22 protein-coding genes and 1 pseudogene are annotated in these 25,106 nt (G+C 33.7%); 10 read left to right on the top strand and 13 right to left on the bottom strand.

Annotated features, from left to right (window positions below):
* Window positions 1-119 precede the first annotated feature (119 nt).
* Window positions 120-749, bottom strand: a pseudogene (locus RSC39_RS03520) (transposase); the annotation flags it as partial.
* Between the two features lie 261 nt (window positions 750-1,010).
* Here RSC39_RS03520 and RSC39_RS03515 point away from each other — a divergent pair.
* The 4 genes from RSC39_RS03515 (at window position 1,011) to eno (ending at window position 6,087) form a co-directional block, all read left to right on the top strand.
* A complete protein-coding gene (locus tag RSC39_RS03515; RefSeq protein ID WP_011834627.1) occupies window positions 1,011-1,466 on the top strand; it encodes a CtsR family transcriptional regulator in 456 nt (151 codons plus the stop codon).
* Window positions 1,456-3,906, top strand: coding sequence for an ATP-dependent Clp protease ATP-binding subunit (locus RSC39_RS03510; RefSeq protein WP_063281437.1), 2,451 nt, complete (start codon window positions 1,456-1,458; stop codon window positions 3,904-3,906). Before RSC39_RS03515 ends, RSC39_RS03510 begins: the two co-directional genes overlap by 11 nt.
* 134 nt (window positions 3,907-4,040) lie before the next feature.
* Window positions 4,041-4,598, top strand: a complete 558-nt coding sequence (gene raiA, locus RSC39_RS03505) for a ribosome-associated translation inhibitor RaiA (RefSeq protein WP_063281436.1) — start codon at window positions 4,041-4,043, stop codon at window positions 4,596-4,598.
* Window positions 4,599-4,785: 187 nt separating this feature from the next.
* Window positions 4,786-6,087 carry a surface-displayed alpha-enolase gene (eno, locus tag RSC39_RS03500; protein ID WP_010905473.1) on the top strand — a complete coding sequence of 434 codons (1,302 nt, stop codon included), beginning with the start codon at window positions 4,786-4,788 and terminating at the stop codon, window positions 6,085-6,087.
* A 297-nt stretch (window positions 6,088-6,384) separates the two neighbouring features.
* Here eno and RSC39_RS03495 read toward each other — a convergent pair whose 3' ends face one another.
* From RSC39_RS03495 to RSC39_RS03460, 8 genes are all read right to left on the bottom strand, one after another.
* Window positions 6,385-7,659 (bottom strand): hypothetical protein, encoded by a 1,275-nt coding sequence (locus tag RSC39_RS03495; RefSeq protein WP_332535130.1) that lies wholly within the window; start codon window positions 7,657-7,659, stop codon window positions 6,385-6,387.
* Window positions 7,659-8,552, bottom strand: a complete 894-nt coding sequence (locus tag RSC39_RS03490; protein WP_231105809.1) for an ABC transporter ATP-binding protein — start codon at window positions 8,550-8,552, stop codon at window positions 7,659-7,661. The genes RSC39_RS03495 and RSC39_RS03490 overlap by 1 nt, the downstream gene beginning before the upstream one ends.
* A complete protein-coding gene (locus RSC39_RS03485; protein WP_332535127.1) occupies window positions 8,528-8,896 on the bottom strand; it encodes a GntR family transcriptional regulator in 369 nt (122 codons plus the stop codon). Before RSC39_RS03485 ends, RSC39_RS03490 begins: the two co-directional genes overlap by 25 nt.
* 460 nt (window positions 8,897-9,356) lie before the next feature.
* Window positions 9,357-10,136: an ABC transporter ATP-binding protein gene (locus tag RSC39_RS03480; protein ID WP_063281432.1), complete on the bottom strand. Its 780-nt coding sequence runs from the start codon at window positions 10,134-10,136 to the stop codon at window positions 9,357-9,359.
* On the bottom strand, window positions 10,126-10,908 hold the full coding sequence (locus RSC39_RS03475) for an alpha/beta hydrolase-fold protein (protein ID WP_332535124.1): 783 nt from the start codon (window positions 10,906-10,908) through the stop codon (window positions 10,126-10,128). The genes RSC39_RS03480 and RSC39_RS03475 overlap by 11 nt, the downstream gene beginning before the upstream one ends.
* Complete coding sequence (locus tag RSC39_RS03470; protein WP_063281430.1) at window positions 10,892-11,929, bottom strand: iron ABC transporter permease; 1,038 nt, start codon at window positions 11,927-11,929, stop codon at window positions 10,892-10,894. Before RSC39_RS03470 ends, RSC39_RS03475 begins: the two co-directional genes overlap by 17 nt.
* A 1-nt stretch (window position 11,930) precedes the next feature.
* Window positions 11,931-12,917, bottom strand: a complete 987-nt coding sequence (locus RSC39_RS03465) for an iron ABC transporter permease (protein WP_332535122.1) — start codon at window positions 12,915-12,917, stop codon at window positions 11,931-11,933.
* Window positions 12,918-12,931: 14 nt separating this feature from the next.
* The gene (locus tag RSC39_RS03460) at window positions 12,932-13,888 is read right to left on the bottom strand and encodes an ABC transporter substrate-binding protein (protein WP_063281428.1); all 957 of its coding nucleotides are present in this window, start codon (window positions 13,886-13,888) and stop codon (window positions 12,932-12,934) included.
* A gap of 430 nt (window positions 13,889-14,318) precedes the next feature.
* Here RSC39_RS03460 and RSC39_RS03455 point away from each other — a divergent pair, with 430 nt between their 5' ends.
* A complete protein-coding gene (locus RSC39_RS03455; RefSeq protein WP_332535117.1) occupies window positions 14,319-14,609 on the top strand; it encodes a putative quinol monooxygenase in 291 nt (96 codons plus the stop codon).
* A gap of 385 nt (window positions 14,610-14,994) precedes the next feature.
* Here RSC39_RS03455 and RSC39_RS03450 read toward each other — a convergent pair whose 3' ends face one another.
* From RSC39_RS03450 to RSC39_RS03435, 4 genes are all read right to left on the bottom strand, one after another.
* Entirely contained in the window at window positions 14,995-15,666 is a 672-nt protein-coding gene (locus RSC39_RS03450) for an ABC transporter ATP-binding protein (protein WP_063281426.1), read from the bottom strand.
* 1 nt (window position 15,667) lies between these two features.
* Window positions 15,668-16,741 (bottom strand): ABC transporter permease, encoded by a 1,074-nt coding sequence (locus RSC39_RS03445; RefSeq protein ID WP_043736024.1) that lies wholly within the window; start codon window positions 16,739-16,741, stop codon window positions 15,668-15,670.
* An 11-nt stretch (window positions 16,742-16,752) separates the two neighbouring features.
* A complete protein-coding gene (locus RSC39_RS03440) occupies window positions 16,753-17,322 on the bottom strand; it encodes a TetR/AcrR family transcriptional regulator (protein ID WP_063281424.1) in 570 nt (189 codons plus the stop codon).
* 186 nt (window positions 17,323-17,508) lie between these two features.
* On the bottom strand, window positions 17,509-19,032 hold the full coding sequence (locus tag RSC39_RS03435) for an acyl-CoA synthetase (RefSeq protein WP_332535111.1): 1,524 nt from the start codon (window positions 19,030-19,032) through the stop codon (window positions 17,509-17,511).
* A 193-nt stretch (window positions 19,033-19,225) separates the two neighbouring features.
* Here RSC39_RS03435 and RSC39_RS03430 point away from each other — a divergent pair, with 193 nt between their 5' ends.
* From RSC39_RS03430 to rpmG, 5 genes are all read left to right on the top strand, one after another.
* On the top strand, window positions 19,226-20,143 hold the full coding sequence (locus RSC39_RS03430; protein ID WP_021036846.1) for a magnesium transporter CorA family protein: 918 nt from the start codon (window positions 19,226-19,228) through the stop codon (window positions 20,141-20,143).
* A gap of 260 nt (window positions 20,144-20,403) precedes the next feature.
* Complete coding sequence (pflB, locus tag RSC39_RS03425) at window positions 20,404-22,767, top strand: formate C-acetyltransferase (protein ID WP_021036847.1); 2,364 nt, start codon at window positions 20,404-20,406, stop codon at window positions 22,765-22,767.
* 128 nt (window positions 22,768-22,895) lie between these two features.
* Window positions 22,896-23,555, top strand: a complete 660-nt coding sequence (gene coaE / locus RSC39_RS03420; protein ID WP_332535108.1) for a dephospho-CoA kinase — start codon at window positions 22,896-22,898, stop codon at window positions 23,553-23,555.
* A 2-nt stretch (window positions 23,556-23,557) separates the two neighbouring features.
* A complete protein-coding gene (locus RSC39_RS03415; RefSeq protein WP_021036849.1) occupies window positions 23,558-24,775 on the top strand; it encodes a multidrug efflux MFS transporter in 1,218 nt (405 codons plus the stop codon).
* Window positions 24,772-24,918 carry a 50S ribosomal protein L33 gene (gene rpmG / locus RSC39_RS03410; protein ID WP_003129585.1) on the top strand — a complete coding sequence of 49 codons (147 nt, stop codon included), beginning with the start codon at window positions 24,772-24,774 and terminating at the stop codon, window positions 24,916-24,918. The genes RSC39_RS03415 and rpmG overlap by 4 nt, the downstream gene beginning before the upstream one ends.
* Window positions 24,919-25,106 lie beyond the last annotated feature (188 nt).

The raw sequence follows: 25,106 nt of genomic DNA, 5'->3' as shown, positions 1-25,106 counted from the left end.
TCGAATTTTCTTCTTGCCATAATAAACCTTTCCACGATTTCTCTTAACTTTGTGTCTAGTTTATTATAACCTTTCCATTATAACACACAATTTTCTGTCCACTTTTATAGTATAGCTCCAATATAGGTCATGTCTCCCAGCCATACTTTATTAGGAGCTGTTGCTTTAAAGATCTGATTAATTAAATTGGGTCTTGAAAGCGAAGCTCCTTTTCTGTTGTAATGTTTATATTTATAACGGCTTCCCTTAGCATAAAGTCCCATCAAGTGCATCAGTTTTCCAACACGTTTCGTGTTGGTCAAAATACCAGTATTCAGAGAGGATTTCTCGTTCCACTTGTTGTTTTGAAGGACGACGATGCATGTATTCATAGAAACCTGAGCGAGAAACCTTAAGAACTTTTACTGCATGCTTAATTTTTATCTTCCCATGATGTTTCAAGAGAAATTCAAAACGTTTTACTTGCTTCGCTTCAAGAAGACCCGGAACTTTTTTAGAAGTTCAAGTTCCTCCTGAAGATAACGATTTTCTTTCTCTAACAATTTAATCTTATGTTGGGCATCAGCTAGGGCTGTCCCATTGCCTGGAAAAGCACTTTCTCCATATTCTTCAACTTCTTGAACCCAGCGATAAAGACTATTGGCATGAACCTCAAGCTCTTGGCTGACTTCTTTAACAGAGTAACCCTCTTCAAGAATGAGTTTTACTGCAGAATTTTTAAATTGTTTATCGAATTTTCTTCTTGCCATAATAAACCTTTCCACGATTTCTCTTAACTTTGTGTCTAGTTTATTATAACCTTTCCAATTTCTACTTGGATAAAAAGTCTAACTTTTGGGGTGCACATCAAGTAACGGTTTTTTTATTTTTTTCTATTACAAAAACTTCTTTCTAACCAAATGCTCAGTTGCTGAAAAACGCTATTTTTGGTAAAAAAAGTATTTTTTAGGTATAATAGTCAGTAATAGTCAAAGATTATTTAGAAAATGGATAAAAGAAAGGATGGATCGATGGCAGGTCAAAAAAACACATCAGATATTATTGAAGCTTATCTGAGACAACTCCTAGAAGAAGCACAGGTTATTGAAATAAAACGGGCTGATTTAGCTAATCAATTTGACGTAGTTCCAAGTCAGATTAATTATGTTATTAAAACTCGTTTTACAGCCTCTAAAGGTTTTGATGTAGAATCAAAACGTGGTGGCGGTGGTTACATCAAAATTGTAAAATATCAATATTCCGCTCGTCATGAATTTTTAACGGCCCTTTATCAAAAGGTTCCAGCAAATCTCTCAAGTAAGGCTGCTCATGACATCGTTCAACTTCTTTTTGATGAAAAAGTACTGACAGAACGTGAAGGGAATTTACTATTGCTCGTAATCACTGACGGAGCCATCAGTCCCTTTACTCGTGGTATAATGATGAAAAGTATAATAAACAGATTGGATCGTGACGATGAAATTTGAAAATGTAAAATATACACCAACGCTGGACCGAATTTTCGAGAAAGCAGCAGAATATGCCCACCAATATCAATACGGTACGATTGAAAGTGCTCATTTATTGGCAGCAATGGCTACTACTTCAGGCTCAATTGCTTACAGTATTCTTGCTGGAATGAATGTTGATTCTTCAGACTTACTGATTGATTTGGAAGATTTATCTAGCCATGTCAAAGTGAAACGTTCTGAATTACGTTTCTCTCCTCGCGCAGAAGAAGTGGTTACTGTAGCTAGCTTTTTGGCAGTTCATAATAATGCAGAAGCAGTAGGAACAGAGCACTTGCTTTATGCATTACTTCAAGTCGAAGATGGTTTTGGTCTTCAACTTTTGAAGTTACAAAAAATCAACATTGTTTCTTTGCGAAAAGAAATTGAAAAAAGAACAGGACTTAAAGTTCCAGAAAACAAAAAAGCTGTAACACCAATGTCCAAACGTAAGATGGCAAAAGGGGTAGCAGAGAATTCAAGTACACCAACTTTGGATTCAGTTTCTTCAGATTTAACTGAAGCTGCTCGTTCAGGAAAGCTTGACCCAATGATTGGTCGGGAAGCAGAAGTTGACCGTTTGATTCATATTCTTAGTCGTAGAACAAAAAATAACCCTGTTTTAGTTGGTGAACCTGGTGTTGGTAAATCAGCAATAATCGAGGGATTGGCTCAAAGAATTGTCAACGGCCAAGTACCTATCGGTTTGATGAATAGCCGGATTATGGCCCTAAATATGGCAACTGTTGTTGCTGGTACAAAATTTAGAGGTGAATTTGAAGACCGCTTGACAGCAATTGTTGAAGAAGTAAGTGCTGACCCAGATGTCATCATTTTCATTGATGAATTGCATACAATTATTGGTGCTGGCGGGGGCATGGACTCGGTCAATGATGCAGCAAATATTTTAAAACCAGCCCTTGCACGTGGTGATTTTCAAATGGTTGGGGCAACGACTTATCATGAATACCAAAAATACATTGAAAAAGATGAAGCATTAGAACGTCGTTTGGCAAGAATCAATGTTGATGAGCCAAGCCCAGATGAAGCGATTGCTATCTTACAAGGGTTACGTGAAAAATTTGAAGATTATCATCAAGTAAAATTTACTGACCAAGCGATTAAAAGCGCTGTGACACTTAGTGTTCGGTACATGACCAGCCGCAAATTGCCTGATAAAGCCATCGACTTGCTTGATGAAGCAGCGGCAGCAGTTAAAATTTCTGTTAAAAACCAAGAAACAAAACGTCTTGAATTAGAGAAAGACTTAGTTAAAGCTCAAGAAGAGCTAGCGGAAGCTGTCATTAAACTTGATGTTAAAGCCTCTCGCATCAAAGAAAAAGCTGTTGAAAAAATTTCTGACAAAATTTATAAATTCTCAATAAAAGAGGAAAAACGTCAAGAAGTTACTGACCAAGCTGTTATTGCTGTTGCCTCAACGCTGACAGGTGTTCCAATTACTCAAATGACTAAATCTGAAAGCGACCGTTTGATTAATCTTGAAAAAGAATTGCACAAACGGGTCGTTGGTCAAGAAGAAGCAATTTCTGCGGTTTCAAGAGCCATTCGTCGGGCACGTTCTGGTGTGGCTGATAGTCGCCGTCCAATGGGTTCATTTATGTTTCTTGGACCAACTGGTGTTGGGAAAACCGAGCTAGCTAAGGCCTTAGCTGATAGCGTTTTTGGTAGTGAAGACAACATGATTCGAGTGGATATGAGTGAATTTATGGAAAAACACTCTACTTCACGATTGATTGGAGCACCTCCAGGATATGTTGGTTATGATGAAGGTGGTCAATTGACTGAACGTGTTCGTAATAAACCTTATTCTGTGGTTCTTTTAGATGAAGTTGAGAAAGCTCATCCAGACGTTTTCAATATCATGCTCCAAATTTTAGACGATGGATTTGTGACAGATACTAAAGGCCGCAAAGTTGATTTTAGAAATACAATTATTATCATGACTTCAAACTTGGGTGCAACGGCTCTTCGTGATGATAAAACAGTTGGTTTTGGTGCAAAAAATATCACGGCTGACTACTCAGCTATGCAATCAAGAATTTTGGAAGAACTTAAACGTCATTATCGTCCAGAGTTTCTCAATCGTATTGATGAAAACATTGTTTTCCATTCATTGGAAAGTCAAGAAATTGAACAAATTGTTAAGATTATGAGCAAATCTTTGATTAAACGTTTGGCGGAACAAGATATTCATGTGAAACTTACGCCATCAGCAATAAAACTAATCGCTGAAGTAGGATTTGACCCAGAATATGGGGCACGTCCATTGCGTAAAGCACTCCAAAAAGAAGTTGAAGATCTTTTAAGTGAACAATTGCTCTCGGGTGAGATTAAAGCAGGAAATCATATTTCCATTGGTGCTTCTAATAAAAAAATTAAAATCGCTCAAATTGTTTGAGATGAAAGCTGTTTCATGTTATAATTAAATTAGAAATAAAGGAAAGGACAGTTCGAAAAGATTCAGAAGTCCTGAAAATTCCAAAAGTTTAAGGGCTTCATTGAAACAAAAAGAACTGTTGAAGAGGTACTCTTATGATCAAATTTAATATCCGTGGCGAAAACGTCGAAGTGACTGATGCAATCCGCGCTTATGTTGAAGATAAAATCGGAAAACTTGATAAATATTTCAACGATGGTCATGAAGTAACAGCCTATGTTAATCTTAAAGTTTACACTGAAAAACGAGCTAAAGTTGAAGTAACTCTTCCAGCCAAAAATGTAACTCTACGTGCAGAAGACACTTCACAAGATATGTACTCATCAATTGATTTTGTTGAAGAAAAACTCGAACGTCAAATTCGTAAATACAAGACACGTATGAACCGTAAACCACGCAATGCTGTCCCAACTGGACAAGTTTTTGGTGATGAATTTGCTCCATTAGATAAAACTGATGAAGTTGCTGAGGATCACGTAGATATTGTACGGACTAAACATGTTGCTTTAAAACCGATGGATGCTGAAGAAGCAGTACTTCAAATGGATATGTTGGGACATGATTTCTATGTCTTTACTGATGCTGACAGTAATGGAACACATGTCGTTTACCGTCGTACAGATGGTCGTTATGGCTTAATTGAAACAGAATAAAAATTAAGGATAGATTTTTTCTATCCTTTTTCATTATTATTCAAATGATAAAATTTCAAAATGTAAGCGCAAAACCTTTTGAAGTTTAGGTTTGCGAAGATTTTCACTTGAAAAATCTTTCAAAAAATAGTAAAATCAAAGATGTATTAAGAGTGCAGACGCACTTAAAAATAATAAGGAGACTAAAATGTCAATTATTACTGATATTTATGCTCGCGAAGTCCTTGACTCACGCGGTAACCCAACACTTGAAGTTGAAGTTTACACTGAAGACGGTGCATTCGGTCGCGGTATGGTACCTTCAGGTGCTTCTACTGGTGAACACGAAGCGGTTGAACTTCGTGATGGCGACAAATCTCGCTACAACGGACTTGGTACTCAAAAAGCTGTTGACAACGTAAACAACATCATCGCTGAAGCTATCATCGGTTATGAAGTTACTGACCAACAAGCTATTGACCGTGCAATGATCGCTCTTGACGGTACTGAAAACAAAGGTAAATTGGGAGCTAACGCTATTCTTGGTGTTTCTATCGCTGCTGCTCGTGCTGCTGCTGATGAACTTGGTGTTCCACTTTACAACTACCTTGGCGGATTCAACGCTAAAGTATTGCCAACTCCAATGATGAACATCATCAATGGTGGTTCTCACTCAGACGCTCCAATCGCTTTCCAAGAATTCATGATCGTACCAGTTGGTGCACCTACATTCAAAGAAGCGCTTCGTTGGGGTGCTGAAATCTTCCACGCTCTTAAGAAAATTCTTAAAGCTCGTGGACTTGAAACAGCTGTCGGTGACGAAGGTGGATTCGCTCCTAAATTCGACGGAACTGAAGACGGTGTAGAAACTATCCTTAAAGCAATCGAAGCAGCTGGTTACAAAGCTGGTGAAGATGGCGTTATGATCGGTTTCGACTGTGCATCATCAGAATTCTACGAAAACGGTGTTTACGACTACACTAAATTCGAAGGCGAAGGCGGTAAAAAACTTTCAGCTTCTGAACAAGTTGACTACCTTGAAGAACTCGTTTCTAAATACCCAATCATCACTATTGAAGATGGTATGGACGAAAATGACTGGGATGGATGGAAAATCCTTACAGAACGTCTTGGTAAAAAAGTTCAACTCGTTGGTGACGACTTCTTCGTTACAAACACTAAATACCTTGAACGTGGTATCCGTGAAAATGCTTCAAACGCTATCTTGATCAAAGTTAACCAAATCGGTACTTTGACAGAAACTTTCGAAGCTATTGAAATGGCTAAAGAAGCTGGTTTCACAGCAATCGTATCTCACCGTTCAGGTGAAACTGAAGATTCAACAATCTCAGATATCGCTGTTGCAACTAACGCTGGTCAAATCAAAACTGGTTCACTTTCACGTACTGACCGTATGGCTAAATACAACCAATTGCTTCGTATCGAAGACCAATTGGCTGAAGTGGCTCAATACAAAGGTCTTAAAGCATTCTACAACCTTAAAAAATAAGGTTTAGATGGTTTTGATTATCAATATCAGAATTTAATAAATGTCTTTTCTATGTTTAATTATTAACGTAGAAAAGGCATTTTTTTACTTTATAAAAGGGAATCAAAAGAATATGTGTGAGAGATAATTTGAAAGAAGTGTTCAATAAGAACGATTGAATTGAAGAAAAATAGATAATAAAATTTTTTGAATTTTACATGGATAAAGATAGACTAGCTGATAATAATAGGTCATACTTTAAAAATTTAGATGATAAGTAAAAAAGGCGCTAGTCACTATGACTATGGCCTTTTTTATTTATTTATTTAAAATTTTAGAAAATCTTTCGTATATTTGCTTGTAGTTATTAATGACTACAAAAATGAAAAATGTTATAAAAAATATGATCAGACCATATATTATATTATCTCTAAGAAGGGAAGAAGTAGAGACAGTACTGTATTTATTACTTAATCCAAGATTTCCTGACAAACTGTACGAGGTGAAGAGAGCCGCAACAATGGAAATTGGAAGACGCAGATTGGGAAAGAGTATATAATTCCCACGTTCTTCTAAGCTTAATTTATTATAGAAAAATCGAGAACTAAAATAAATTGTAAATGTAAGCATAATGGTGATAACAACAAGAATTAACCAATAAAGACCAGAGTCAAATCTAGAAAACAAAGAGGAATCATAAACTCCATAATTTTGCTTATGAAAAATTGCATCAAATAAATCTAATAAATTTGTCTTGATTAATTCCAATCCAAATATAAATCCGATCAAAGATATTATTGCAGTAAACACTTGGCCGAATATTATCCCAGAAAAAAGTCCAACAAAATAATAGAAGATTGCCACTATGAGAAGACATAAATGATAAAAAATTATTTTGTTCAATGGGTAGTTGATATAATGCAATGGGATACTAGAATAGAGTATTGTTATATTAATACCAATGGCAATAATAGACAAAACTATTAATGGAACTAACGATGTCAATATACTACTTTTTAAAATATCACTTCTACGATAACCGGAAGAAAATAAGAGCAAAACAAAATTAGTCTTATAATCTAGGAAACTAATCAAAAATCCAACTATTAAAAATATTAAACTTATTAATGATAGTCCTCTATAGATATTGGTTGTACTAACGATATAGCCAGAATTAATCAAATTAGCAAGACCGTGATTATGGAAAAGTTTTGTACGAATATATCCATAAAAACTTTTAAAACTTTCATACTCAATTGAAAATTTTCCTGTTCTTTTATCAAAATGAATGAGTTGAGCTCCGTTATTATATCCATAATCAGAGGCCTTTTGATAATCTTTAGATGATTGATATTTTGTGTTAATTTTTTCTTCTAATGTCTTTTGTTCTTGAACAAATAAATTATAATTTTCTTTTGCTTTATTTGAGTGAATAAAGTTTTGATCTTTGTGCCAATTATTAGTTGAGTTATATCCAACGAAAACTGAAACGACCATTAAAAGTAAGCCTAAGCTTAAAATAATTGGTCTGGCTCTTTTCCAAGTGAGTTGATTTAATTTTTTTATGTCGATTCCTTGCTTACTCTCTTTCATTAATTGTTATTTGAAAATTTACTGATAAAAATATCTTCCAATGTTAAAGGTAACTCTTCTACTAATAGTGGTTCATAGCTAAGTAAGTGCTGTTTAATTTCTTCGGTATAGTTTTCAAATATTACAGTACTTACTCGACCCTCACTGTTAATATATTTAGCTTCCTCTTTTATAAATTGTGGTAACTCGAAATCTTTAAATGCCATTTGAATTTTACGTATTGACATTTTTACTGTCGAAAGGTTTATTGTCGAAATAATCGAATGGTCTTTTAGAAATGCGACTTGATCTGCAAGCTTTTCTAATTCATTTAGGTTATGCGAAGCTAAAATGATGCTCCGTTCTTGTTCACTGATAGCATCGATCATTAAATCAATCACTTGTTTACGTACAATGACATCAAGACCATCAAGCGGCTCATCTAAGATAATGTAGGAACAATTCGAGCAAAGAGCAAGAATCACCAGAATTAGGCATTGCATTCCTTTAGAATGCTTTTGAAATTGAGTATCAGGCAATTGATGTTCATTAATCAACTCCCAATATCTCGCTTTATCAAAAAGTGGATAAATTAAAGAGAAGTAGTTTTCAATTGTTTGCAAGGTCATTCTATTCAAGGGTTGGTATTGAATATCAAGATAAAAAATATCATTTTTAAGATGGGTTATTTTATTAATGTTCTGATTATCGATATGAATAGTTCCGCTGTCCATTAGATAATGACTGGCTATTGTACGAAATAGTGTCGTTTTACCAGAACCGTTTCTTCCTACAATTCCAAAGATGCTTCCTTTGGGAATTGATAGATTAATATCTTTTAATATGACAGCACCATCAATAGATTTACTTAAATTTTGAATTTCCAATTTTAATACTCCTCTTCCTTTATCCATTCATAAATTATATCTTTAGGTATCTTAGCGTAGCGTGCTTCTACCAACCATGATTGGAGTTCTTTTTTTAATTTTTTTTGAGTTTGAATATCAATTTCTGTATCTGATTCCTCAAATCTCTTAACGAAAGATCCTCTTCCTTTAATTGTCACGATTACATTTTGATACTCTAATTCTTTATAGGCTTTGGCAACTGTATTAGGATTAACTCCTAGTTTTTTTGACATTTCTCTAACCGATAAAATTTTATCCTCAGGACTGAGAATCCCTTGAAGGATATCTTTTTTTATATTGAATACAATTTGTTCATAGATTGCATCTTTATTATTGGGATCTATATACATAAGTCTCCTTTGTTATATGTGTACTATTATACACCATACACTTAAAATGTCAAATGTTTTATAAAACATAAAATTTAAAATGAAAGGTGAATAATTTTTGTATTATACAAGAGGTTCTTTATGCAATGGTTTAGTATATAATCGTGAGATATAAAAATACTTTAATTTTTATCTATAAAATTTCTTGTAATACTCATCCTTAATCATAAGTATTAAGGATAATTGTATGAAAAACATTTGTTCGCGAGGGATTCTTTAGAGTCGTTAGTGACTCGCTAAAAAAACAAAAACACCAACTCGACGTTAGTTGATGCTTTTATATTTTTATTTTTTACTTTGCTAAATAATTATTAATCTAAGTGAGAATTTAAACTTATTGAATAAAGAAAAATTGAAGAATAGAACAATAGGTGAATCTAGCTTATGAAAACATTCAGATATAAATATTAAGAGATTAGTTTCATTCAAATCTTAGGCAGATAGGAGTTTCATCAACAGGATCTTTTCCCATGAAAGCTTGAACATCAAAAAGTTCTTTTAAAATTTCTGCTTTCATAATGTCATTTGGAGTTCCATGATAGTGGACAGATCCAGACTTCATCCCGATCATATAATCAGAAAATCTTGCTGCTAAGTTTAGATCATGCAATACCATCACAATGGTTATCCCCTTGTTTATATTTAAATCTTTTAATAGATTCAATATTTCTATCTGATGTCCTAAGTCTAAATAGGTTGTGGGTTCATCTAATAAGATTATGTCTGTCTGTTGGCATAAAGCCATTGCAATCCAGACTCTTTGCTTTTGTCCACCAGATAATGTTTGAACACGCTCACCTGCAAGTGATGTTAAGCCGGTTTCATCTAAAACTTTATCAATAATATTCTCGCCCTCATCTGTTCTTTTCTGAAATATTCCTTGATAGGGATAACGTCCAAGACTGACAACCTCTCTAACGGTTGAATCTTCTGGGGATAGGGAGTTTTGAGGTAGAAAAGCTAACTGTTTAGCAATTTCTTTTGTAGATAGTTCGAGGATATTTTTATGATTTAGTAGTATTTCACCATCATGTTTTAAAACTCTTCCAAGTCCTTTTAGCAGAGTTGACTTTCCACATCCATTTGGACCTACAATAACTGACACCCGATGTTTTAAAAAAGAAATATCTAAAGAACTTACAACTATCTTTTTTTGATAGCTTAAGGTCAAATGATGTGTTATTAACGCTTCATCTTTCAACTTTATTCCCTCCTAAAACTTCAGAGGGAGCATTGGAGAACCAACGAAGATAGCGGCTTATCACTGTAAAAACAACAGACATGTGATTTTCATGTTTGATGGTATTATATTCGCATGCGTCAATGATAGAGTATGAAGTAATTAAATCAAAGGCATGATGTGATAGGTTTACCATATCCCCCTCATCAGAACCAACACTTATAATTGCTCTTTTATGAAGTGTTTTAGAATTATCAAAGGTGATAAGTTTATTAAAGTATTCTTCTTGATCCCACCATAATGAAGGACTAACTGCTAAAAAATCAGTTAAAAAATCTAGCTCATCTCTCAACATAGATTCTAACACACATAATCCACCTAATGAATGGCCAAAAATTCCGATATGATTTTTATCAATGGGAAAATCATCTATGATTAATTGGTGCATCTTAGCAAACATAACTAAAAATTGATCAATCCCTCCACCTTTAGGCATACCAAATCTGAAATCATTAGGATTATCTTCATGTATTTTTGTTGGTGTAAAATCAATAAATCTTTTTTTCTTATTAAAAGGGGAAGAATTATGATATCCGATACCAACAATAATCATTGGTTCAACACCAGTTTTGCGTGAATTCCTTGTTTGTAATTTAACAGCTTCTGAAATTGTTAATGCAAAAGCGTCACCATCTAAAACATACAAAACTGGCAGCTTACTTCTATCCGATATGTCAGGAGGGGAGTAGATATCTAAATAATACTCTCCTATTTTTTTAATAATTTGTTGCATTGTTTTTCTTCCTCACTTTGTTAGAGTTAGTAATAAAAATTAAAAATAGATAAGGAATACCGACTAATCCTATTATTGAATTTAGAGGTAATTCATTTGGTGCAAAGATATTTCTTACAAAAGTATCACATAAAGTGACTAAACTTATTCCGTTAATAAATATAGCAGGAATAAGCCATTTGGAACCATGATTAAAAAATTTCAGAGAGAGGTATGGAATAATGAGACCCACAAATGCTACGTTGCCAGCAGCTATGACACTAGAACATACCAGAATAGCCGCGAGTAGTATAAATAAGAGTCGCCAATAACTCATTGAAAATCCTATATTCTTCAATTGTGAATCTGAGTAACGTAGTAAGTTCAAATGTTTTTGAAATATCAATATTAAAGGAAAGGTGATTAATACCCAGGGGAAAATTTGGTTGATTGATATCCAATTCGCTTGACTGATTGATCCTTGTAACCAAGTATTGACACGTGAATAGTCATCATTATTTATTTTTAATGAAAAGTAAGTTGTCAGGGCCGAAAAACCAATATTGATTCCAATTCCATTTAAAATAAATCTAGACATATTTAACCCTGAAGTATTTAAAGATAGTGAAAAATTTAAAAGAAGTGCAAACAAAGCACCTAAAATACCAAAGATAATTAAGAATATACTTTGTATTTGGTTAGCTTCAGTATAGTAACTTCCAACAATAAAGTAATAAAGTACACTTCCAAATGCGGATCCAGAGTTTATTCCTAACAATCCAGCATCAGCAATAGGATTTCTAGTTAATGTTTGTAGAATATATCCAGCGATAGCTAAAGATCCACCGACTAGTGCAGATAGTATTAATCGAGGGATTCTAAATTCCCATAAAATCAACCAAGCTTGTGAGTTTACATTGTGCTCAAATAATATATTTATTAATTGAGAATTTGTAAGATTATAAGTTCCTGAAACAAGTGAATAGTAGCAAGAAATGAATAAAATAAATACAGTGGCAAAGAATAAGAGAGATTTTTTCATTCTAATGAGTTGTTGCTCCTTTCCGAATTAGATAGAGAAATATTGGGACCCCTATTAAAGCAATAACAACTCCTATTGGTGTTTCGAAAGGATAGTTTAGATACCTTGAAAAATAATCACTTATAACTACAAATATTCCTCCAGCGACTGGAACAAAAAGTACTGAGGAAGCATATTTTTTACCAATTGTTAATTTGACTATATGTGGAATTATCAGTCCTACAAAGGCAATTCGACCTACAATACCCACGCTTATACCTGTTAATGCTACAACACTTATACTAAAGAATTTTCCCCACTGTAAACGATTCATCCCGACAGAAGTTGCCAGCGAATGACCGAAAGCATAAACGTCCATCTGTTTTCTGAATAAAATTGTTAGGATTATTAGAAATGATAATACTGGCAAAAAGTAAATAACATCAGAAATAGAAACACGGTAAAGGCGGCTATTATACCAAGAATTTACTGACTGCGCTATATTATAATAGCTGACTAAAGATGTAGTTATACTATTCAAGAGCATGCTAATTACAATGCCGATTAGAGGAAAAGTTAGATAAGATTTCCTAAAAAAAAGTATTTTGTAAGTCCAAGATATCATTTTGTAGGCCAAAAATGAACCAATAATGGAGAAAATAATTCGTTCCAACATTGTTAAATTTGGAAAAAATATCATTCCTATGACTATAGAGAGTGCTGACCCATCACTTACACCCATCAAAGTAGGATCTGCTAGATCATTTTGATATTGTAATTGCATGATAAAGCCCCCAAGGGCTAAACTTGCACCGGCAAGAAGAGCGACTAAGACACGAGCGAGGTGTGAAATGAGGATGATGTGACTTTGATTGGTATTACTGTAATTAAATATCACTTCTACGAAAACTGATAGTGGATTTTTTAATTCAAAAGTAAGAGAAAGAAAGCTAAAGATTAAAAATAACATTAAAGCAACCATACTCCAAAATACATACTTAAACTTCATTGAATACTATCTTTCTATTTAAATACTTTTTCGTTTAGCGCTCTCAGCATTACTTCTTTACTAAGGTATGTTCCACCTTGATACCCTCCGTCAACAACATTATAAAATACCTTATGATTGGCTACTGCGGGTATATTTTTCCAAATTGTGTCATTTTTTAAATCATTTAAAGCATTTGGGAATGCTTTGTTTTCTGAGGTCATAAATTGAATAAGGATGATGTCACTCTCAATTTTTGAAAGCTGCTCTTTTGAAATCGTTGTTTGGCCTTTGACAGTTGAAAGTTCTTTAGGCATTGAAAAGCTTAAATCTTTATAAAGCATAGGATTGTAATAGAAGTCTTCACCATAAAGGCAAAGTTCACCTTCTCTTATTCGAATAATCATAATTTTTTTGTCATTAATTTGGGGATTATCTTTTTTGAAAAATTTAACATCATTCTCATAACTTGAAATAAGATTTTTGGCTTTTTCAATATGACCTGATAATGTTCCCATCAACAGTAAATTTTTATCCCAATCATTAGATTTGTGAGAAACATTAATGGTTGGTGCGATTTTTCTTAAATTGTTAGTGACTGAGTCATCAAACTTTGTACTCCCCAAGATAATATCAGGTTTTAATGAAGCAACTGATTCAACATTTGGGCCAAATTTGTCTCCAATATTAATGATATTGTTTCCTAACTTATTTTTAAGATAACTTGGCATTTCGCCAGATACTGTTACTCCTCCGATAGGGTGGATATTAAGTGCAACCGCATCTTCCATTGATTCAAAACTAGCTGTAATAATTTTTGAAGTCGGAAATTTAACCTTATAGGTTTTATTTAGATACTCAATATTACTTTTATTGATAGGCTTTGATTGAGAAGGGTTTTCAGATTCACTTGTAGAATTTCTGGTCGGAGAACAGCCAGATAAAAAAAGTGTGGGTAATAAAATACTAATTACTAAAAAAAATTTTTTCAAAGAAACCTCCTAATGTTTCCAATTTTGCAACTATTTAGTAGACAATAAGCTTACTAAGGAAAGCTGAATAGTTGATGAGAAGTGTGATGGTTGTAGGTAAGTGCAAATAATAAAAAAATTTAAGATGTGAAAAATGTTTTAATTTTATCATACTTCCCACATGATATTATTATATCTATTTAAGTATAGCTATTTTTTCGGAAAATGTAAATAGTTTTTTACATTTTGGCATAGAGCTAATAGTAATTTTGTTTATTAACAAGTAAAATATTAAATAATTATAATTAGATACTTATTGAAAGTTATAAAACTTGCAAAAAAGATCAAAATATTCTATTATATGACTTATCAATTATTGATTGGTCAAATGTTGTTTATATCATTTGGTTGATCAAAAAAGTAATATTAGTTTTAAAAAGGAATAAAAATTATGATTATTGTTAATGCTAAATTTTACATCAAAGAAGATAAAAAATTTCAATTTTTAAATGAAATCCAAGAATTGATATCTTCTTCAAAAAAAGAAGCAGGATGTATTGAGTACTCTCTTTATGAATCTATAAATGTTCAGAATGAATTTGTGATGATTGAAAATTGGGAATCTATGGAAACTATTGAGAAGCATAATTCTAATCCTCTTTTAGTGAAATTTGCCCAAAATATCGGTGATTATAGTTTGAAAAAACCAGTTTTACATATCGTAGAGATGAAAGAAGACTGAGTTTTTATCTAATTTAATTTAGTTTGCGTTATTTTAAATTGGATAAAAAGCTAAACAGATACTTATAATAGATCTTTAGAGGTATTCGTAAACTCTACTTTATTTTTTGGAGGCTACAGGTAAATAATAATAATTGGGGAATTTTAAAAGATGAAAATTTATATGGGCGAATAACTATAAAGATTCCTAATACTATTCCATAATAGCGGCTATTCTAATTGTAAAACAAGGACATAAAATACTCTGCAATCACAAAAAGGACTTCATTATAGATAACCTCAATAAAAAAACACTCTATATTTTTAAGTACAGAGCGTTTTTTTATTTTTGACATTATTTATTATATGAAAAAATCACTCACTTCCTAGTAGTTTTTTCTGTAATATTAAACTTTTGATAAGAGTCCATCTTCAATCTGATAGACGCTGTCACTATTTTTAATCATTCTTTGGTCATGGGTTACCATAATTGTCGCTTTATTCTTTAGATGAGCCTCCTGTCTTAATAATTCAACCACTTGATAAGCGTGTTCAGTATCCAAACTTGCTGTCGGTTCATCAGCTAATATTAGATTGGGTTCATTAAATAATGCACGGGCAATGGCTGCTCTTTGTCGTTCACCACCAGAAAGGTCACTAGGATACTTATTTTTTAAATCCAAAATATCAAGTGAGTCGAGAAGTTCAAGCCCTTTTTTAGAAGCTAACTTTTCATGATTAATTTTATCAATTAAAAGAAATTGTTCCTCAAGCGTCAAATATGGAATTAAGTTTGAACTTTGTAAGATAAATCCTATTTCTTTGAATCTGAGTTTAGAACGTTTTTTCTCTGAAAGTGGTGTAAAATCTAACCCATTAATCGTTATATTTCCAGAAGTAGGACTCTGTAATCCTCCTGCTATTGTAAGGAAAGTGCTTTTCCCAGAACCAGAAGGACCAATAATTGAAACAAATTCTCCTTGGTTCACTTCTAAGTTGATTCCTTTTAGAGCTTGAATCTTATTATGGCCACTCCCAAAGGATTTTGTAATATTATCCATTTTAAGTATTGCTTTCATTTTAACCTCCAATTGCTTTTGTTGGGTCAATCTTGCGAATTGTAATGATTGAAAAAAGTGACCCAATAATTGATACGATGATGAGAATGAGAGAGTAAAGTAACCAGTTTGTTATGCTAACTTCAAAAGGCATCGCTTCGGGTAGGATAAAGCTGGTACCATAGCTCGCAACAAAGGCAACTAAAACACCCAATAAGCTAAGAATGAAAGTTTGACCAAGTAAGGAGTTCATGATTGTAGTATTTGAAATTCCTTGTGCTTTCATGATTCCAAAAATTGGTACTTTTTGTAAGGTAATCACATACATAAATACTCCGATGATTAGTAGAACGATGAGGAATAAGAAATAAATCATAGCGCTTAGCGTCATATTTTGCGCAGAGTATCCAGGAATGTCGTTTATTAATTCAGGAATAGAAATTACTTTATATTGATTTGAAATTGCTGAATTGATATCAATTTTTCCTGATTTGACAACTAGAGCATTCACAGAAAAAGGTGTCTTACTATTCTTGCCATATTTTATTTGATTGAGGGCAGAAAAAGAGGTGTAAACGGTTGGGCTTGCAGAATACGAAGATGTTTTAGAAATACCGACAATTTTTAGCTTAATATTGTTATTACCAATGGAAACTTCTTGACCAATCTTATATCCTTGATTAGCCAATTTTTTCGAGATAATAATATCTAAACTATTGTCAGCAAATTTTTTCCCATCAAGGACTTTTGGCATGATATTTGAATCGCTTGGTAAAGCCATCACTGTGATATTGCTTCGTTCACTATTTGTCTTACGCATTGAAGTGGAAAACAATGATAATTCTGAGCCATTTTCCACCTTAATTTTTTCTAAATCACTAGAAGAAATTTGCGAAGCAGAAATAATATTGTTTGAACTGGTTGATAGAATTATTTTCTCGGCATTCCAATCAATAACCGACTGTTTAAATTGATTGGCAAGTCCAACGGAAAGGCCAGACAGTATAAAAACTACATAAGCGATTAAAAAAATAATGGCTCCGATTAAAGTGTAGCGAGCCTTATTATAACGAATTTCTCTAAGTGCTAAAAACATAAAATTCCTTTCTATTTTTTGCTTTCAGTAACATAATTAAGCAAGCCCTCTGTGAGCAATTTGATTTCTTTATCGTAAGTTTCAATAAACTTTTGTTCATTCCAATTTTCACTAAACATGCGATAAACTAGATTGTGAATGACTGATTTTAATACTTGGGAAATAGGATTATCAAGTTCACGAGCGGGAACAGTTACCTCGCCTTTAGGCTTCCAATCTCTTTCTAATTCATAAGTCCAATCTAAAAATCGATATTTATAAAGATTATATTGGGGCGAATTTACTAAATTTTCAAGAAGAAGATACTTGTATTTATTAAGAGAAACTTCTAGAGGATATTCTTTTAGTAAATTAAAAAATAAATCATGAATCTCGACAGTTTCCTGTGACAAGATATAATAATATGAATCCTTCAAATCTTCAAAGTATTGATAAAAACTTCCTCTTGGGATATCAAGTGCTTTTACGATGTGCATGATTTTAGCTTCATGGAAAGAGTGCGTTTGAAATTCTAGTAAACAGGCATCATAGACACGTTTTCGTTTTTCGTCAGAAAGACTAAAATAGGTTGATTTTGGCATTTTTTCTCCAATCATTCAATTTATGACACTGTGTCATTTATTTAATTCTAACAAATAAAATTCTTAACTTCAATAATTTGAATTTATATTGAAAAAACTACTGACAGACCTGTCAGTAGTTTTACTTTTAAGTTTTTTGATAAATTAATTTACTGACAGATTAGTCAGCAAAATATTTAGGATAATTTATTTGGCTAAGTCTCTTTCAAGAGCTAATCTTTGAACTTTCATTGTTGCAGTACGTGGAATTTCATCGTAAGCCATGAGAATAGGTTCATTTAAAAATGGTAAGTCAACAATTGAAGCCCACCAAGCTGACCAATCCATTTCCGCATTGTCAGCCAAGGCTAAGATAGGTTGTGGTTTTCCAGATTTATCGCGAATAATCACAACTTCATCTAAAAAATCATGTTGATCTAAAAGGAGGTCTTCAATTGCTAAATTTGATTCAATTTTATCAATTAAATCGACTTGACGGTCATGGAGGAAAAGATTTCCTTCTTCATTCATTAGGCCCCAATCGCCAGTATCCCACCAGTCGCCATAGACTTCTTTGTTGAAACGATCCTCTTCTTTGTAGTAAGTCAAAGCACGTCCTTTAGAAAGGAAATGAATTCTTCCAGGAATACCTGCAGGGCATTCATTTCCATTTTCGTCAGCAATACGTGCTTTAGAAAGACCAGGCATACCAATTCCCATTTCACGAGCATCAGTATCTGCTAGGGTTGATAAACGGTGCTTTTTCCAAATCATTGGGCCGCATTCTGACTGACCATAGATTTGTAAAAAGACTGGATTGTCGTGTTTAGAGGCTGATAAGAAAGTATGCATTGTTTCTTTATTAATCGCATCAAAAGTTGAATGAAGATAGCGAATCGAAGAAAAAATTTCAGGTTCCTGCTTCGCAAGATTCGCCAAGCGAACAAAGTCATTAGGGTGAGTTTCAAAAGCATAAGGCTGATGTTTAGAAAATAGATTGACAAGATTAGTTCTTGATAAATCATTAAGTGGCATTAGGCCAAAACCAAAGGTCATAGCAGATGAAACGCCAATATTGAAACGAGAATGAACGGGCGAAATGTGGAAAGCCAAAATTTCTTCCTTATCGGGCATCCAATCCATGACCGTTCTTTGAAGCACCCAACGCCAACCCATAGAATTGGCAGAGTGGGCAATCAATTTCGGAACACCAGTTGTTCCAGAAGTATGAGTGAGATAAGCAATCTCGTCATTATCCAGTTGCTGACTGTCAATAAGATGACTTGGTTTTTGCGAAGCAAATTCGCTGACAGAAAGTTTTTTAGAATTCTTAAGATTTTTCATCTCTGTCACAGTTTTGTCAGTCACTTGGTCATAAATGAGCCAAGGGTCATCTAAACGGCCAGCCAAAATATCCATTGTTTCAGCAGGGAGATGATAAGAAATCATTGCTGGAACAGCACCTAGATAAGATACAGCAACAGCTAAGAGATAGGTGTCAAAAGCGCTTGATTTAAAAATAATGACTTTGTCAGATTTTTTGATTCCTAGTTCCGATAAAAGACTTGCCTTATCAACAATTGCTTGATGGGTCTTTTGGTAAGTTGTTTCCAGAGCTAATTCAGGGAAGGCACCAACAGTTTGGTCAAAAATAATTGGGCTATCAGGAAATTGTTCCGCTGATTTTTTAAAGTTTAGATACAGGTTTAGGGGTTCATGTTTGAATTTCAAAAAAAGTCTCCTCAAGTTAATAAGTTTATTATATCACAAAGTATTATTTAGACCAACTTCCTTCAAAAAACTTTTCGTTAAGGCTTTGAAATAAAATAATGAGAAAAAAATAGGAAAATCTGCTACAATTAGAAGGAGAAGAAGAGGATTTAAATCCTTTTTTATTGGGAAAAGAAGGGATAGATAGGCCGATATGATAAAAAATTATGAACTATCCAATGAAAAAAAATTGATCTCAACTTCTGAGATGAAGAATTTCACTTATGTCCTCAATCCAACACGTGAAGAAATTGGGAATATCTCAGAACACTATGATTTTCCTTTTGACTATCTATCTGGAATTTTAGATGACTATGAAAATGCCCGTTTTGAAACAGATGATAATGACAACAATCTGATTCTTTTGCAATATCCCGCCTTGTCCAACTATGGAGAAGTGGCCACTTTTCCATATTCTTTGGTTTGGACTAAGAATGAATCGGTTATTTTGGCCCTTAACCATGAAATTGATAATGGTCTCATTTTTGAACGAGAATATGATTATAAACGCTATAAACACCAACTAATTTTTCAAGTGATGTACCAAATGACTCATACTTTTCATGATTATTTGAGAGACTTTAGAACAAGGCGCCGCCGGCTTGAAGTTGGTATCAAAAATTCAACAAAAAATGACCAAATTGTTGACTTAATTGCCATTCAAGCAAGTTTGATTTATTTTGAAGATGCGCTGCACAATAATATGCAAGTTCTTCAAAATTTTATTGATTACTTACGAGAAGATGATGAAGATGGTTTTGCCGAAAAAATCTATGATATTTTTGTCGAAACAGACCAAGCTTATACAGAAACCAAGATTCAGCTCAAGTTACTAGAAAATCTCCGAGATTTGTTCTCAAACATTGTCTCTAATAATTTGAATATCGTCATGAAAATTATGACCTCAGCAACATTTGTTCTAGGTATTCCGGCGGTTATTGTCGGCTTTTATGGAATGAATGTTCCGATTCCTGGTCAAAATTTTAATTGGATGGTCTGGCTCATTTTGGTGCTTGGAATTTTATTATGTGTTTGGGTTACTTGGTGGCTACACAAAAAAGATATGTTATGAATGGAGAAAATTTCTCCATTTTTTTCATCTTTGTGAAAAAATTAATTAGTGATAATAAATCATGAAGTTAGCAATGTTTGTCAAAGTTATTTTGTGAATTAATTATGAAAACGTTTTAAAAAAGTATAACAGATATTAAAATAATTGAAACTGTATTAGTAAAGAATCTGTAATTTCTCTTGAATTCTGTTTGCTATTATCAAACTGTATGATATAATGAAGTTGTAATTTGAAACAGAAAGAACAAAGGAGATTTCAAAATGAAAACCGAAGTTACGGAAAATATCTTTGAACAAGCTTGGGATGGTTTTAAAGGAACCAACTGGCGTGATAAAGCAAGCGTTACTCGCTTTGTACAAGAAAACTACAAACCATATGATGGTGATGAAAGCTTTCTTGCTGGGCCAACAGAACGTACACTTAAAGTAAAGAAAATTATTGAAGATACAAAAAATCACTACGAAGAAGTAGGATTTCCCTTTGATACTGACCGCGTAACCTCTATCGATAAAATTCCTGCTGGATATATTGATGCTAATGATAAAGAACTTGAACTCATCTATGGGATGCAAAATAGCGAACTTTTCCGCTTAAACTTCATGCCAAGAGGTGGTCTTCGTGTTGCTGAAAAGATTTTGACAGAACACGGTCTTTCAGTTGACCCAGGTTTGCATGATGTTTTGTCACAAACAATGACTTCTGTAAATGATGGAATCTTCCGTGCTTATACTTCAGCAATTCGTAAAGCACGTCACGCTCACACTGTAACAGGTTTGCCTGATGCATACTCTCGTGGACGTATCATCGGGGTATATGCACGTCTTGCTCTTTATGGAGCTGACTACCTTATGAAGGAAAAAGCAAAAGAATGGGATGCAATCACTGAAATTAATGATGATAACATTCGTCTTAAAGAAGAAATTAACATGCAATACCAAGCTTTGCAAGAAGTTGTAAACTTTGGTGCTTTGTATGGTCTTGACGTTTCTCGTCCAGCGATGAACGTAAAAGAAGCAATCCAATGGGTTAATATTGCATACATGGCAGTTTGTCGTGTTATCAATGGTGCTGCAACTTCACTTGGACGTGTGCCAATCGTTCTTGACATCTTTGCAGAACGTGACCTTGCTCGTGGAACATTTACTGAACAAGAAATCCAAGAATTTGTTGATGATTTCGTTTTGAAACTTCGTACAATGAAATTTGCTCGTGCTGCTGCTTATGATGAACTTTATTCTGGTGACCCAACGTTTATCACAACATCTATGGCTGGTATGGGTAATGACGGACGTCACCGTGTCACTAAAATGGACTACCGTTTCTTGAACACACTTGATACAATCGGAAATGCTCCAGAACCAAACTTGACAGTTCTTTGGGATTCTAAACTCCCATATTCATTCAAACGTTATTCAATGTCTATGAGTCACAAACACTCATCTATCCAATATGAAGGTGTTGAAACAATGGCTAAAGATGGATATGGCGAAATGTCATGTATCTCTTGTTGTGTCTCACCACTTGACCCAGAAAATGAAGAAGGACGTCATAATCTCCAATACTTTGGTGCGCGTGTAAACGTCTTGAAAGCAATGTTGACTGGTTTGAACGGTGGTTACGATGACGTTCATAAAGATTATAAAGTATTCGATATTGAACCTGTTCGTGATGAAATTCTTGACTATGATACAGTTATGGAAAACTTCGACAAATCACTCAACTGGTTGACAGATACTTATGTTGATGCAATGAATATCATTCACTACATGACTGACAAATATAACTATGAAGCAGTTCAAATGGCCTTCTTGCCTACTAAAGTTCGTGCTAACATGGGATTTGGTATCTGTGGTTTCGCAAATACAGTTGATTCACTTTCAGCAATTAAATATGCTAAAGTTAAAACTTTGCGTGATGAAAATGGCTACATCTACGATTATGAAGTAGAAGGTGACTTCCCACGTTATGGTGAAGATGATGACCGTGCTGATGATATCGCTAAACTTGTCATGAAAATGTATCATGAAAAATTAGCTTCACACAAACTTTACAAAAATGCTGAAGCTACTGTTTCACTTTTGACAATCACATCTAACGTTGCTTACTCTAAACAAACTGGTAACTCTCCAGTTCATAAAGGAGTATTCCTCAATGAAGATGGTACAGTCAACAAATCTAAACTTGAATTCTTCTCACCAGGTGCTAACCCATCTAACAAAGCTAAAGGTGGATGGTTGCAAAATCTTCGTTCATTAGCCAAATTGGAATTCAAAGATGCAAATGACGGTATTTCATTAACTACTCAAGTTTCTCCTCGTGCACTTGGTAAAACTCGTGATGAACAAGTAGATAACTTGGTTCAAATTCTTGATGGATACTTCACACCAGGAGCTTTGATTAACGGTACTGAATTTGCAGGTCAACACGTTAACTTGAACGTTATGGACCTTAAAGATGTTTACGATAAAATCATGCGTGGTGAAGATGTTATCGTTCGTATCTCTGGATACTGTGTTAACACTAAATACCTCACACCTGAACAAAAACAAGAATTGACTGAACGTGTCTTCCATGAAGTACTTTCAAACGATGATGAAGAAGTAATGCACACTTCAAATATCTAATTCTTAGTGTTAAAAAATATAAAGTCTGTCAGTTCTACTGACAGACTTTTTTTCTATAAATTAAAAATAATAGTTAAAAACTATTATTTTTAGTTTAAGAAAAATAAAATTTGTGCTAAAATAGATGAATGATAAAGGTAATTGGATTAACAGGCGGAATTGCGAGTGGGAAATCAACGGTGGTTGATTTTTTGATTTCTGAAGGTTATCAAGTAATTGATGCTGACAAAGTTGTCCGTCAGTTGCAAGAACCTGATGGGAAACTTTTTAATGCAATAATGGAAACTTTCGGTTCAGATTTTACTGATGAAAATGGGAAATTAAACCGAGCAAAATTGAGTGCTTTAGTTTTTTCTGACCCAAATCAACGTCAAAAATTGTCGAATTTACAAGACGAGATTATTCGTAAAGAATTATATGCTAGACGGGACCAGCTGATAAAAGAGCTCAGTGAAAAGTCTGTCAGTAACAGCTTTGATACGGAAGCGCAACCAAAAAATTCGTCAGTAAATCAAATCATATTTATGGATATTCCATTATTATTAGAATATCATTATGAAGGTTTTGATGAAATTTGGTTAGTTGCGATACCTGAAAATTTACAAATTGAAAGATTAATGGCAAGAAATAGCTTTACAGAAGAAGAAGCTAAAAAACGAATTTCTTCACAAATGTCATTGTCAGAAAAGAAAAAATATGCAGATATAATTTTAGATAATTCTGGAACTATTGATACACTAAAGAAACAAATCCAGCAAGAATTGGCTAGGATAATCAAAGAGAAATAGGGGTGAATCACACGAAAACAGTTAATTGGAAAAGGAATTTATTTATAACATGGATTGGCTGCTTTTTTGTAGGCTCTTCATTTTCATTAGTGATGCCCTTTTTGCCTTTGTACATACAAGGATTGGGCGTAAGTGGTGGGAATGTTGAACTTTACTCAGGGTTAGCTTTTTCTTTGCCAGCATTAGCTTCTGGTCTAGTTGCCCCGATTTGGGGACGTTTAGCTGATGAACATGGTCGTAAAGTGATGATGGTCAGAGCTAGTATCGTTATGACTTTGACCATGGGAGGAATCGCATTTGTTCCCAATGTTTGGTGGTTACTTGGCCTTCGCCTACTGATGGGGTTTTTCTCAGGCTATATTCCTAACTCGACTGCCATGATTGCCTCACAAGCTCCAAAAGATAAATCAGGCTATGCACTTGGAACCTTAGCTACTGCAATGGTTTCTGGAACATTGATTGGACCATCACTTGGTGGATTATTAGCCGAGTGGTTTGGAATGGCAAATGTCTTTTTGATTGTAGGGGCTTTATTAGCACTAGCAACTTTACTGACCATCTTTTTTGTTCATGAAAACTTTGAGCCGATTGCAAAAGGTGAAATGTTGTCTAGCAGGGAAATTATCAATAAAGTAAGTAATAAACAAATTCTTTTTGGTTTATTGGTTACAACATTTATTATTCAAATCACCTCACAATCTATTGAACCATTTGTTACTTTATATATTAAAACGCTGACAACAAGCACTAATAATCTGATGTTTATTTCAGGTCTAATTGTCTCTGCAGTGGGCTTATCAGCAATGATGTCCTCAAGTTTTTTGGGTCGTTTAGGTGATAAATATGGGTCACATCGATTGATCTTGATTGGTTTGGTTTTCACATTTGTTATTTACTTGCCAATGGCTTTTGTGCAAAGTCCATTACAACTTGGAATTTTAAGATTCCTTCTTGGCTTTGGTACGGGGGCTTTGATGCCATCAGTAAATTCTCTACTTTCAAAAATTACGCCAAAAGAAGGAGTTAGTCGAATTTTTGCTTATGCACAAATGTGCTCAAATCTCGGAATGGTCACCGGTCCCTTGGTTGGTTCAGCCATTGCTGGGTACATTAGTTATCGAGCAGCTATTGTCGGGACAAGCCTATTTGTCATTGTCAATATCATCTGGTCATTTATTAACTTCCGAAAATATTTACGGAAACGGAGTATTATGGAATGAGAGTTAAAATTACATTAATTTGTAGTTCTTGTGGAAATAAAAACTATATTAGCAGCAAAAATAAGGCCACACATCCAGAAAAAGTGGAAACTATGAAATTTTGTCCGAAAGAACGAATTGTTACACTTCATCGAGAAGGCTAAAAAGCAAGATATTTCTTGCTTTTTTTGTTTAAAATAAGCTTTAAGTATATACAGTCATTAAGAATTGTGATAATATTATATAATAAACTAAACAATATTTCATTAGAGGTATTTTATGCAAAAAAAGACATCTCTCCTTTTTATTCCTTTTAATAGTAGCTAAAAAGATTACCAGTAAATATATTTAT

It is taken from the genome of Lactococcus sp. (assembly GCF_036648155.1).
Classification (GTDB): domain Bacteria; phylum Bacillota; class Bacilli; order Lactobacillales; family Streptococcaceae; genus Lactococcus; species Lactococcus cremoris.
The sequence above is the reverse complement of the archived record's forward strand: the minus strand, read 5'-3'. Positions and strand labels throughout refer to the sequence as shown.